Annotated in this window: 12 protein-coding genes; 7 read left to right on the top strand and 5 right to left on the bottom strand. The window is 71.4% G+C overall.

The genetic code is table 11. The features are described 5' to 3' along the window. On the bottom strand, positions 1-531 hold a 531-nt coding region (locus tag IE249_RS05050), incomplete at its 3' end, for an RNA polymerase sigma factor (protein ID WP_229857550.1). 320 nt (positions 532-851) lie between these two features. Here IE249_RS05050 and IE249_RS05045 point away from each other — a divergent pair. Continuing rightward, entirely contained in the window at positions 852-3,611 is a 2,760-nt protein-coding gene (locus IE249_RS05045; protein ID WP_229857549.1) for an FG-GAP-like repeat-containing protein, read from the top strand. A 135-nt stretch (positions 3,612-3,746) separates the two neighbouring features. On the opposite strand, the gene IE249_RS05040 is transcribed toward IE249_RS05045, so the two are convergent. The 3 genes from IE249_RS05040 to IE249_RS05030 form a co-directional block, all read right to left on the bottom strand. Continuing rightward, on the bottom strand, positions 3,747-4,154 hold the full coding sequence (locus tag IE249_RS05040) for a hypothetical protein (protein ID WP_189703518.1): 408 nt from the start codon (positions 4,152-4,154) through the stop codon (positions 3,747-3,749). A 166-nt stretch (positions 4,155-4,320) separates the two neighbouring features. Further along, positions 4,321-4,881, bottom strand: coding sequence for a hypothetical protein (locus IE249_RS05035; RefSeq protein WP_189703517.1), 561 nt, complete (start codon positions 4,879-4,881; stop codon positions 4,321-4,323). Between the two features lie 164 nt (positions 4,882-5,045). After that, complete coding sequence (locus tag IE249_RS05030) at positions 5,046-6,635, bottom strand: beta-N-acetylhexosaminidase (RefSeq protein ID WP_229857646.1); 1,590 nt, start codon at positions 6,633-6,635, stop codon at positions 5,046-5,048. A gap of 237 nt (positions 6,636-6,872) precedes the next feature. Here IE249_RS05030 and IE249_RS05025 point away from each other — a divergent pair, with 237 nt between their 5' ends. From IE249_RS05025 to IE249_RS05005, 5 genes are all read left to right on the top strand, one after another. Then, positions 6,873-7,394, top strand: coding sequence for a 2-oxo-4-hydroxy-4-carboxy-5-ureidoimidazoline decarboxylase (locus tag IE249_RS05025; protein WP_189703700.1), 522 nt, complete (start codon positions 6,873-6,875; stop codon positions 7,392-7,394). Positions 7,395-7,542: 148 nt separating this feature from the next. Beyond that, positions 7,543-7,923 carry a succinate dehydrogenase, cytochrome b556 subunit gene (gene sdhC / locus IE249_RS05020; protein WP_189703515.1) on the top strand — a complete coding sequence of 127 codons (381 nt, stop codon included), beginning with the start codon at positions 7,543-7,545 and terminating at the stop codon, positions 7,921-7,923. A 5-nt stretch (positions 7,924-7,928) separates the two neighbouring features. Beyond that, positions 7,929-8,408, top strand: a complete 480-nt coding sequence (locus tag IE249_RS05015) for a succinate dehydrogenase hydrophobic membrane anchor subunit (RefSeq protein ID WP_189703514.1) — start codon at positions 7,929-7,931, stop codon at positions 8,406-8,408. Between the two features lie 25 nt (positions 8,409-8,433). After that, positions 8,434-10,188 (top strand): succinate dehydrogenase flavoprotein subunit, encoded by a 1,755-nt coding sequence (gene sdhA, locus IE249_RS05010; RefSeq protein ID WP_189703513.1) that lies wholly within the window; start codon positions 8,434-8,436, stop codon positions 10,186-10,188. Next, entirely contained in the window at positions 10,188-10,961 is a 774-nt protein-coding gene (locus IE249_RS05005; protein WP_189703512.1) for a succinate dehydrogenase iron-sulfur subunit, read from the top strand. The genes sdhA and IE249_RS05005 overlap by 1 nt, the downstream gene beginning before the upstream one ends. A 69-nt stretch (positions 10,962-11,030) precedes the next feature. Here IE249_RS05005 and IE249_RS39815 read toward each other — a convergent pair whose 3' ends face one another. Next, positions 11,031-11,393: a Uma2 family endonuclease gene (locus tag IE249_RS39815; RefSeq protein ID WP_308434308.1), complete on the bottom strand. Its 363-nt coding sequence runs from the start codon at positions 11,391-11,393 to the stop codon at positions 11,031-11,033. 392 nt (positions 11,394-11,785) lie between these two features. On the opposite strand from IE249_RS39815, the gene IE249_RS36245 reads away from it, so the two are divergent. Beyond that, the coding region (locus tag IE249_RS36245) for a VOC family protein (RefSeq protein ID WP_373304353.1) at positions 11,786-11,959 on the top strand (174 nt) is incomplete at its 3' end.

The raw sequence follows: 11,959 nt of genomic DNA, 5'->3' as shown, positions 1-11,959 counted from the left end.
GGCGGCCGTGCGAACCGCTCCGGGCCGCTTGCCGAGCACCCGGGCCGCCGCGGGCCCGTCGAGGCCGACCACCACCCGGAGCAGCACGGCCTCCGCCTGGTCGCGGGGCAGGGCGCGGACGAGTTCGAGGGCCCGCTCGGTGGAGAGGGACTCCAGGGCCTGCTCGTGTGTGCTGTGCTGTCCCGGCAGGTCGAGCAGGTCCTGTTCGAGCGCCGCCGGCCGGGGCCGCACCCGCTGTCTGCGCAGATGGTCCAGCGCGCGGTGCCTGGCGATGGTCGCCGTCCATCCCCGGAAACCGGCCCCGTCGCCCTTGAAGCGGCCGAGGTCCCGCGCTATCTCCAGCCAGGCGTCGGAGGCGACGTCCTCGGCGTCGTCGCCGACGATGCCGCGCAGATAGCCGAGCAGTCCGGGGTGCACGATCCGGTAGGCGACCGCGAAGGCGGCCTCGTCCCCTTCCTGGGCCCGCGCGACGGCCGCGCCCAACTCCCCGTCATACGACTGCACGCGGCGAGGTTCCCCTCCCTGGCCCAACAAGTCCTCGTTCGCACCGAGTCCGGAAAGGACCGGCCGAACCCGCCTCCCGTCACGGGGTGTCCGTGCTCACGGCTCATGGTCATCAGCGTCGGGCCCCACAGAAATGTCACAGTCGCGCAGGGCGGCCACCGCCGCGGCGGCTTGCGGGTTCCACCGCAGCGGAGTGATCCACGTCACTCCATCCCCCGAACTCGTGATGTTTGGCAGCCGCGTTGCGCTGGGTTCCACAGCCCGTCCTGGTGACGGATGTGTCTCACGTGACTTTTCTTTTCTCTTCTCCGGTCTTCCATGGCCGACCTTTTTGAGGTGGATACGTCTTGAGTCGTCGTACGTCGCACGCGTACAGACCGCTGGGCCTGAGGCGCAGAGCGTGGATCACGCTCGGCGCGGTGGTGCTGGGGGGCGGGGGCGTGGCCACCTACGCCCTGGCCGGCCCGTCGCACGATGCCGGTGCCGCCGGCCGGGCCAAGCGTCCGGTGAGGGTCTACGGGCTGGCGCTGAAGGACACCGGAAACGGCATGCGGGAGCTGCCGCGGACGGGGACCCAGCAGTTCTCCCTGCTCGGAGTCTCCTGGACGGGGGCCGCGAAGAAGCTCGACGGCACCGCGCAGGTACGCACCCGCGGCAGCGGGACCGGCCGGTGGAGCGACTGGCGGAACCTGGAGTTGGACGTGGATCCACTGGAGCGCGTCACGCCCCGTATGCGTGGCGCGTCCGAGCCGCTGTGGGTGGGCCCGTCCGACGGAGTGGAGGTACGGGTCGTCGCCGAGGACGGCGGTGCCGCGGCCGGACTTCCCAAGGGGCTCCAGGTCAACCTCGTCGACCCGGGGGTGGTGACGAACGCCGAGACGCGGTCCCTCGGCAGCGAGGTCGAACCCGCCGCGTTCGCCGCCGACGGGGCCGTCGGCGCCACGGACCCGGCCACCGCCTCCACCGGCACGGCCGACGCGAGCCCGGGCGACACCACGACCGCCTCGCCCGGCGCGACCGACGCCGCCACCGCTCCCGCGACCGACCCGGCCGGGACAGCGACGGCCGCGGACACCGCCTCCCCGGCCGACTCCACGTCGCCGGGCGACCAGACGTCCGCCACCGGCTCGCCCTCCGCGTCACCCAGCGCGAGCAAGCCCGTCGCCCCGCCCTCCACCGTCACCCGGCCGCCGGTCATCAGCCGGGCGCAGTGGGGCGCGGACGAGTCGAAGGTCGACGACGCGGCCTCGTACATCGACAGGATCCAGGCGGTGTTCGTGCACCACTCGGCCGGCTCGAACAGCTACAGCTGCGCCGAGTCGGCGTCGCTGGTCCGCGGCATCATGGCGTACCACATCGACGTCAACGGCTGGAACGACCTCGGCTACAACTTCCTCGTCGACAAATGCGGCCAGATCTTCGAGGGCCGTGCGGGCGGCATCGACCTTCCGGTGCTGGGCGCGCACACCTACGGCTTCAACAGCTACTCGACCGGCATCGCCGTCCTCGGTGACTTCCAGGGGGACGCGAGCAAGGGCATCCCGGCGGCCCGCCCGACCCGGGCCACCCTGGAGTCGGTGGCGCGGATCGCGGCCTGGAAGCTGGGCCAGTACGGCGGCGACCCGGCCGGCACGGTCACGCTGACCGCCATGGAGGACACCGGGGTCTGGAAGAAGGGCCAGCAGGCCACCCTCAGCACCGTCTCCGGCCACCGTGACGCCTTCGCAACCGAGTGCCCCGGCACCAACCTGTACGGCAATCTCGGCGAGATCCGGCGGTTCGCCAAGAGCGCGGGCGCCAACTCCGCGATCCCCTCCGCCGACTTCAACCGGGACGGCGTCACCGACCTGGTGGCCGGCGTGCCGAGGGCCTCGAGCGGCACCGTCGTCGTCGTGCCGGGCAGCACCGACGGACCGGTCGGAGCCTCCAGGGTCAACCTCACCCAGTCCAGTCCCGGCGTCCCCGGCTCCTCGGAGTCAGGCGACAGCTTCGGCGCGGCGACCGCCTGGGGCGACGTGAACGGCGACGGCTACGCGGACCTCGCGATCGGCTCGCCCGGCGAGGACGACACGAGCGGCCACGCAAACCGCGGTTCGGTCACCCTGCTGTACGGTCCCGGCCTGAACTCCGGCTACCAGTACGCCACCAGCGGGGTCACCGCCACCGGCGCCGGGCTGGGTTCGGCCGTCACCGTCGGCGACTTCGACGCCGACGGCAAGGCCGACGTCTTCGCCGCGGGCACCGGCAACGGCGGCTCCTGGAACGCCCGCCTGACCGGCGGCGCCACCCAGTACGGCACGCTGACCTCCGCGACCGGGCCGGTCGCCTACACCGACGCCGCCACCGGCGACTTCAACCGCGACGGGTACGCCGACGTCGCGCTGAACTACCGCGATCAGTCCGGCGTCGGCCGCGTCACCTGGTTCAAGGGCGGCAGGACCGGTCTGACCAAGGTGAGCGTCCTGTCCGTCAAGGGCGGCCGCTCCATCGCCGCGGGCGACGTGAACGGCAACGGGTACGACGACCTCGTCATCGGCCAGCCGTACGTCTCGGAGTCCGGCGCCTACCGCGGCGGCCAGGTCACGATGGTCCCGGGCACGTCGACCGGCTTCACCACGACCGGCATGCGCACCGTCCACCAGGACACCGGCGGCGTCCCCGGCGCGGCCGAGGACGGTGACGGGATGGGCTCGTCGGTGTCGGTCGGCGACCTGGACGCGGACGGCTACGCGGACGTCCTGACGGGCGTGCCGAACGAGGACATGACCCGCAGCGGGGTCGGCCAGACCAACGCGGGCATGGCCGTGCTGCTCAAGGGCACGTCCTCGGGCCCGACCGGTACCGGCGCCCAGGTGTTCAGCCAGGACACCAGCGGCATCAGCGGCTGGACCGAGAAGGACGACAAGTTCGGTTCCGCGGTGGTCCTGCAGGACCTGTCCGGCTGGGGCCGCGCCGACCTCGCCATCGGCGCCGAGGGCGAGAACTCCTACGACGGCACGGTGCTGCAGCTGGACACCGGCAGCTCCGGCGTGGACACCGGCACAGGCGTCTACTACGGCCTGGGCACCCCGGCGGCCGCCCACCTCGGTCAGACCCTGACCCCGTAGTCCGGCGGCAACCCGGCGGTCCTGCGGCGGAACGGACCAGCAGTCCCGCCGCGGGACCGCGTACCGCCCCCGGCCGCACGCGGTCCCGGCCGGGATCCCGCCTCGCGGACGGGACTCCGGCCTGCTCCGGGGCGGTCAGCGCGACGGTGGGCGGGCCGCCGTCGCGTCGCGGGCGAGCAGCCGCAGGGAACCGTGGCCGCCGTAGCAGCGGCGGGCCTCGTCGATGGGGTCCCACAGGCGGCCGTCCGGGGTGCGCACCCAGTGCTCGCCGCCGGTCGCCCACCACTCCCCGCCGCCCTCGCGGACGATCACCTCGCCGGCGTAGGCGCCGAAGCCGCGCAGGACGTGCTCGACGGCGGCGTACGGGGTGCCCTCGCGGCGTATGTCCTCGATGACGCGGTCGACGCGCCACAGGCTCTGGGCCGAGTAGTCCAGGCGCAGCCGGGCGCCCTCGCGCATCGTGGCCACGGTGTCCGCCGCCCATCGCGCCGGCTTGGCGGCGGCGTGCGGCCTGGTCTGCCGGCTGGTCTGCTGAGTCGTCACTTCCCGCGCTGTCACATAGGAAAGAGCGAGGCCAAGGCGGTTTCCGTCACCCGGATCCGGACGGCCGCGGCAACCGCCCCAGGACCCTCGCATCCCGCCCCCAGGACGGTCACAGGACCCTTCCAGGAAAAGGGGTTTGCTCTCACCGGCGCGGCGCCCGGACCGCTCAGACCCGGCCGCGCGCCCGGCGGGACACCACCGCGCGCAGGACCCGGCGGCCCTCCGTGGAGACCTCCAGGGCCTGACGCAGTCCGGCCGGGCCGTGGCCCGCGAGGATCTCCAGTACGGCGACCTGGCGGCGCAGCTCGGCGGCGACCAGCGGCGACATGCCGTCCGTACGGCCCTGTCGGCGCGAGTCGACGGGGGCGGCGTCCTCGGCCGGGTCGAGGAGGCGGTGGATCTGCAGGGAGGCCACGGAGCAGGCGTCGGCCCACACGCGTACCTCGGCGGCGTCCCGTGCGGCGGGCGCGGTGGCGAGCATGCGGCGGGCCAGCAGCGCGGCCTCGTCCTCGGCGGCCTCGCCGGAGCCGGCCGCGTCCAGCGTCCCGCGCGCCTGCTCCAGCCGCTCGGTCCAGTCGCCGCCGCCCGAGTCCGTGAGGGTGCCCCACAGCGGTCGCAGCACCTCGTCGTCCCCGCCGAGCAGGGGCAGGCACCGATCCAAACAAGCCAGTCCGCTGGCGGCGAGGCCGCGCTCGTCGGCCTGCGCGATCAGTTCCACCAGGCTCATCCACGCCTCCTTGCCAGGGCGCCGACCTTTACGGAGCCCGCACTCACCCTTACTGCGCGCGATCGCCCGGTAGTGTCACACGCCCGTCACTGTCAGTCGAGGGGAAAGCAGAAGAAAAGATTCCGGCCAACAGCGGGATCGACTCGGAGGCGGGGCGCCCCCGGTCAGCCCAGGCGGTTCGCCAGTGTCCTGAACTGGGCCCAGGTCAGGGTCGGTTGGCCCGAGTCCCAGAGTTTCTGGGCGGTCGCCCGCAGGGGCAGGCGGATGCCTGCGGCCACCTGGTCCTGGGTCTGGGCGCCGGCAAGGTCGGACCAGACGGCGAAGGAGCCGCCGAGGATCTGGGAGTCGTACCGGGCGGGGACGGCCTGGGTGCCGCGCAGCACGCGCGGGGTCCACTGCTCGTAGATGCGCTGCCCGGTCGGGTAGACGAAGGTCTGCGGCTCGCCGAGGACGTAGTACAGGAACTCGTCGTTGAGGTTGAGGACCTTGCGGCCGGCGGCGAGGTACTCGGCCGGCTGCCGGGCGCCGAGCTCCTTGCCGGTCCAGTAGGCGACCACGATGTCCTTGTCGGGCCGCACCGAGGCGTTGCGGAAGAAGCCGTCGTTCCAGGCGCGCGGGGTGCGGTCGTGGTTGCGGACGGTGGCGGCGCGGTCGTTCAGCCAGGCGGTGGTCAGGTCGGCGACGGTGCCGCCGGAGCCGTAGGCCTTGCGCGCGGCGGCGGCCAGCTGCGGGTAGGACGCCTCGGGGTCGCGCACGGTCAGGGCCTGGTACTCGTCGCCGCCCAGGTGCCACTGGTCGCCGGGGAAGAGGCCGGCGTACTCCTCGAGGAGGTCGTCGAGGATCGCGGCGGACTGGTCCTTGGAGATGTCGACGGCGCCGCGCGTCGCCACGCCCCGCGCGTCCCGCAGCTGGAGGTCGGGGTGGGCGGCGATCACCGCGCCCAGGTGGCCGGGCGAGTCGATCTCGGGCACGACCGTGATGTGCCGGGCGGCGGCGAGGCCGACGATCTGCTTGACCTGCGCCTTGGTCAGATGGTCCTTGGAGACGATCTCGGGATGGCTGTCGGACTGGATGCGGAAGCCCTGGTCGTCGGAGAAGTGCAGTCCGAGCTCGTTGTACTTCAGGTCGCCGAGCTCGCGTATGCGGTCCTCTATCCAGCCGGCCGTGTACGGCTTGCGCGCGATGTCCAGCATGAAGCCGCGCCGGGGCTTGGCGGGCGCGTCGTTGACCACGCCCTCCGGCGCGGTGCCGCCGCCGCGCACCTCCTGCTTGAGCGTGCGGGTGCCGTAGAAGACGCCCGCGTCGGCGGGCCCGCTGATCACCACCCGGCCGCCGCGCACCGTCATGGTGTACGACTCCGGGTCGCCGCCCTCGCCGCCGCTGAGCGCGAGGCGCACGTCCCCGGCGCGCACATCGTTCCTCTCGCCCGCGTACGTCAGCCCGAGCTCGCCCGCGATCAGCTTGCCCTCGTCGGCCAGGGACGCGTCGCTCACCACCACGCGCTCGCCGTGCGCGGGGCGCCAGCCGGGGCCGCGGGCCGCGGTGTGCGAGCGCACGGCCGGTATGGTCTGCGGCGCCTTGGACAGCGGGTAGCTGCGGGTGGGGCTGGCGCTCGGGGAGGCCGGGGAGGAGGCCGCCGCGTCGGAGTCGGAGGTGCGCCGCGCCGATCCGGCCGGTGAGCCGTCACCGCCCGAGGCCCACACGCCGAGGCCGACGCCGAGCCCGACCGTCACGGCGAACGCCCCGCCGGCCAGTGCCTGCCTGTGCCGGGGTTTGCGCGCCGGGGCCCGGTGCCGCCTGTGCTGACTCACAGAGCAAACCTACGGCCTGTGCGCGCGTGCGGTGTCCACCAGACGTTCCCAAACTCTCCCGTCCGAGTGAAATTGGGACATCGACCGGACACGTCATGAGCACACCCGATAACGTAACGGCACATCTCCCACAGCATCCCCTGCCACCACGCACGGGACGCCCACAGCGGGCGTCGCCGCATCCCACGCCGAGGACCCACGCTGCCCCCGCAGAACCTGGAGCGCTTCAACACCGCCCCGGCCGACGAGGCCCACCGCACCCTGCTGACCTGCCTGCACAGCCCCAGCTGGGCCCACCGCGTCACCGCGCACCGCCCCTATCCCGACCTGCCCGCCCTGCTCGCGGCGGCGGACGAGGCGGCGTACGACCTGGGGCCGGCGGACCTGGCCCGGGCGCTGGCCCACGAGTCGCTGCCCGCGCTGCCCGAGGGGACGTACTCCGCCGCGCACACCGCGCTGAGCGCGGCCCACGCCGCGTACGAGAGCCGGTTCGGTCACGTGTTCGTCATCTGCCTGGACGACATCCCGGCGGACGAGGTGCTCGACCGCGTCCTGGCCGCCATCAGGTCCCGGCTGGCCAACGATCCGGAGGAGGAGCGGCAGGTCGCGGCGGAGGAACTGCGCCGGCTGGCTCGCGGACGGCTGGTTCGCGCCACCCGGGGCCGCCACGCCGGCGCCGCTAACCCGTCCGTGCCCCTTTGAGTGCCAGTTTGATCACATGACCAGGCCCCCTGTAAGCACCACAGGCACCGGTCGCTACGATGCTGGGGGCCGGTGGACCGTACCCGGCCGGGCCCGACCGACAGTGAAGCCGGCGCGGCCCTAGTCCCCGCTCCCGGAGGGTTCTTCCGTGCCGGCTGGAACGCTGTACCGCGGCCGGGAAGGAATGTGGTCCTGGGTGGCTCATCGAGTCACCGGCGTCCTCATCTTCTTCTTCCTGTTCGTCCACGTGCTGGACACCGCTCTCGTCCGCGTCTCGCCCGAGGACTACGACAAGGTCGTAGCCACGTACAAGACGCCGATCGTCGCCGTGCTGGAGTACGGCCTCGTCGCCGCCATCCTCTTCCACGCGCTCAACGGCCTGCGTGTCATCGCCGTCGACTTCTGGGCCAAGGGCGCGCGGTACCAGAAGCAGATGCTCTGGACCGTCGTCGGTGTCTGGATCGTGCTCATGCTCGGGGCGATCTACCCCGTCCTGGGCCACGCCGCTCGAGTCGTGTTCGGGAGCTGACGCAGATGTCCACCACTGAAACCACCGCTTCCGGCGTCGGCCCCGTCGAGGGCGGCTCGTACAACGTCGACAACCCGGCGCCGTACATCGAGGCCCCGCGCCAGCGCAGCAAGAAGACCCCGAAGTCCACCCGGGGCAACTTCGAGATGGCCGCCTGGCTGTTCATGCGCCTGTCGGGCGTCGTGCTGGTCGTCCTGGTCATCGGCCACCTGCTGATCCAGCTCGTGCTGGACGGCGGTGTCTCCAAGATCGGCTTCGCCTTCGTGGCCGGCCGCTGGGCCTCCCCCTGGTGGCAGGTCTGGGACCTGCTCATGCTGTGGCTGGCCATGCTGCACGGCTGCAACGGCCTGCGCACGGTGATCAACGACTACGCGGAGCGGGCGAACACCCGCCTGTGGCTGAAGGCGCTGCTCTACACCGCCACGGTGTGGACCATCCTGCTGGGCACGCTGGTGATCTTCACCTTCGACCCGAACATCCGCTAGGCCCCGGGACCGAGGTACTTTCCTGATGAAGATCCACAAGTACGACACCGTCATCGTCGGCGCCGGCGGTGCCGGCATGCGCGCGGCCATCGAGTCGACCAAGCGCAGCCGCACCGCGGTCCTGACCAAGCTCTACCCCACCCGCTCCCACACGGGCGCCGCGCAGGGCGGCATGGCCGCCGCGCTGGCCAACGTGGAGGAGGACAACTGGGAGTGGCACACCTTCGACACGGTCAAGGGCGGTGACTACCTGGTCGACCAGGACGCCGCCGAGATCCTGGCGAAGGAGGCCATCGACTCCGTCCTCGACCTGGAGAAGATGGGCCTGCCGTTCAACCGCACCCCGAACGGCACCATCGACCAGCGCCGCTTCGGCGGTCACAGCCGCAACCACGGCGAGGCCCCGGTCCGCCGCTCCTGCTACGCGGCCGACCGCACCGGTCACATGATCCTCCAGACGCTGTACCAGAACTGCGTCAAGGAGGGCGTGGAGTTCTTCAACGAGTTCTACGTCCTCGACCAGCTGATCACCGAGGTCGACGGCGTCAAGCGCTCGGCCGGCGTGGTGGCGTACGAGCTGGCGACCGGCGAGATCCACGTCTTCCAGGCGAAGGCCGTGATCTACGCCTCGGGCGGCTGCGGCAAGTTCTTCAGGGTGACGTCGAACGCGCACACGCTGACCGGTGACGGTCAGGCGGCCGTCTACCGCCGCGGGCTGCCGCTGGAGGACATGGAGTTCTTCCAGTTCCACCCGACCGGCATCTGGCGCATGGGCATCCTGCTCACCGAGGGCGCCCGCGGTGAGGGCGGCATCCTGCGCAACAAGGACGGCGAGCGCTTCATGGAGAAGTACGCGCCGGTCATGAAGGACCTGGCGTCGCGTGACGTCGTGTCCCGGTCGATCTACACCGAGATCCGCGAGGGCCGCGGCTGCGGTCCCGAGGGCGACCACGTCTACCTGGACCTGACCCACCTGCCGCCGGAGCAGCTGGACGCCAAGCTCCCGGACATCACCGAGTTCGCGCGCACCTACCTCGGCATCGAGCCCTACACGGACCCGATCCCGATCCAGCCGACCGCGCACTACGCCATGGGCGGCATCCCGACCAACGTCCAGGGCGAGGTGCTGGCGGACAACACCACCGTCGTCCCCGGTCTGTACGCGGCCGGCGAGGTCGCCTGCGTGTCGGTGCACGGCGCCAACCGCCTGGGCACCAATTCGCTGCTCGACATCAACGTGTTCGGCCGCCGGGCCGGCATCGCGGCCGCCGAGTACTCCCAGCGGGCCGAGTTCGTCGAGCTGCCGGAGAACCCCGAGGCCCTGGTCGTCGAGCAGATCGAGCGGCTGCGGACCTCCACCGGCACCGAGCGGGTGGCGAACATCCGGCGCGAGCTGCAGGAGACCATGGACGCCAACGTCATGGTCTTCCGCACCGAGCAGACCATCAAGACGGCGGTCGAGAAGATCGCGGAGCTGCGCGAGCGCTACAAGAACGTGGCGATCCAGGACAAGGGCAAGCGGTTCAACACCGACCTCCTGGAGGCCATCGAGCTGGGCAACCTGCTGGACCTGGCCGAGGTCATGGCGGTCTCCGCGCTGGCCCGCAAGGAGTCCCGCGGCGGTCACTACCGCGAGGACTACCCCAACCGCGACGACGTCAACTTCATGCGCCACACCATGGCGTACCGCGAGGTCGGCGCCGACGGGTCCGAAACCGTCCGTCTCGACTACAAGCCGGTCGTCCAGACCCGCTACCAGCCGATGGAGCGTAAGTACTGATGGCAACCCCGACCATGGAGAAGGCGGACGCGGCCCCCGAGCCCGGCTTCGCCGACTCCCCGTACATCACCGTCACCTTCCGCGTCCGCCGCTTCAACTCGGAGGTCTCGGCGGAGGCGACCTGGGAAGACTTCCAGCTGGAGATCGACCCGAAGGAGCGCGTCCTCGACGGCCTCCACAAGATCAAGTGGGACCTGGACGGCACCCTCACCTTCCGCCGCTCCTGCGCCCACGGCATCTGCGGCTCGGACGCGATGAGGATCAACGGCAAGAACCGTCTTGCCTGCAAGACCCTCATCAAGGACATCAACCCCGAGAAGCCGATCACGATCGAGCCCATCAAGGGCCTGACGGTCCTCAAGGACCTGGTCGTGGACATGGAGCCGTTCTTCCAGGCGTACCGGGACGTCATGCCGTTCCTGGTCACCAAGGACACCAACGAGCCGACGCGTGAGCGTCTGCAGTCGGCCGAGGACCGCGCCCGCTTCGACGACACGACGAAGTGCATCCTGTGCGCCGCCTGCACGTCCTCGTGCCCGGTGTTCTGGAACGACGGCCAGTACTTCGGCCCGGCGGCCATCGTCAACGCCCACCGCTTCATCTTCGACTCGCGTGACGAGGCCGGCGAGCAGCGGCTGGAGATCCTCAACGACAAGGACGGCGTCTGGCGCTGCCGCACCACCTTCAACTGCACCGACGCCTGCCCCCGCGGCATCGAGGTGACGAAGGCCATCGCGGAGGTGAAGCGCGCGCTGATCACGCGGCGCTTCTGAGAACCTCCACGCGTACACCACCGTGGGCCCCGCTCGGGAACGGCTTCCCGAAGCGGGGCCCACGGGCGTCTACTGGCGGGAAAGGCCGGCGGGGTCGATCGCGACGGGGAACGGCGCGTTCAGGTGAGTGGTCACACCCGCGAGTGCGGTCGTCCGCTCCGCATACCGGCCGCCTTCCAGCTCGTGGACGACGAGCATGGGCGCGGGGTCGAACTCGAGTCGCCAGAAATACGGGATGGCCGCCTCGGCGTACAGCATCGGCTTGAACTTGCGGTCCACCATGCGGTTACCGGGAGGGACGAGCTCGACCACAAGCCGCACGCCGTCCGCGTCGACGCCGGCGCCGTCCTCGGCGGTCGCGCCGGCGTCGGCCACCACGAGGTCGGGGACGACGAGACCGGACGCAAGGATGACGTTGACGGCTTCCAGCACCTCGACCGGCGCCTTGGCCGCCGTGGCCGCCGCGTGGGGAGGATCATGGCGAGCCGGAGCGAGGCCCGCTGGTCGCGGATGCCGGGTGCGGGGGACATCACGAGCAATTCCCCCAGCAGCTCGTAGCGCGTCGTGCGGTCTTCGGGCAGGGAGAGGACGTCGGCGACGGTCCATGGCCCTGTGTGGTCGACGGCAGCGCTCATTTCCTCTCACCTCCTCGTCCGCCCGGCAGTCGCAGGGACCCCGGCAGGCGGTACACCGCCGGCATAAGGGCGCTGTCACCTGCTGACATCAGGTTTCACCGCTATGGACGGACCCCGCTTACAACGGATGCCGGAGCCGGGTCCGCGTCGTTGCGTGGGTGGGTGGGGCCGTCCACCTAATGTGATGGCATGTCAGATGACGAGTCGTACGAGCTGCTCGGGTTCGACAACGTGCTGTTGTGCGTGGGGGATCTCGACGAGGCCGTCCGGTTCTACGGGCGGGCCGGGTTCTCGGTGGGGTTCCGGCTGGACGAGGCCGGGATCGCGGGGCTGCGGGTCGGGGGCGAGACGCCGGGGATCCTG

The sequence above is a fragment of the Streptomyces anandii JCM 4720 genome, assembly GCF_014650655.1.
Classification (GTDB): Bacteria; Actinomycetota; Actinomycetes; order Streptomycetales; family Streptomycetaceae; genus Streptomyces; species Streptomyces anandii.
Note: the sequence above shows the minus strand (reverse complement) of the source record. Positions and strands in the feature narration are given on the sequence as shown.

Excerpts from the sequence above, each read along its gene's own strand:
- IE249_RS05005 (WP_189703512.1), top strand. The coding sequence starts at position 10,188 with ATGGCAACCCCGACCATGGAGAAGGCGGACGCGGCCCCCGAGCCCGGC.
- sdhA (WP_189703513.1), top strand. The coding sequence starts at position 8,434 with ATGAAGATCCACAAGTACGACACCGTCATCGTCGGCGCCGGCGGTGCC.
- IE249_RS05035 (WP_189703517.1), bottom strand. The coding sequence starts at position 4,881 with ATGAGCCTGGTGGAACTGATCGCGCAGGCCGACGAGCGCGGCCTCGCC.
- IE249_RS05015 (WP_189703514.1), top strand. The coding sequence starts at position 7,929 with ATGTCCACCACTGAAACCACCGCTTCCGGCGTCGGCCCCGTCGAGGGC.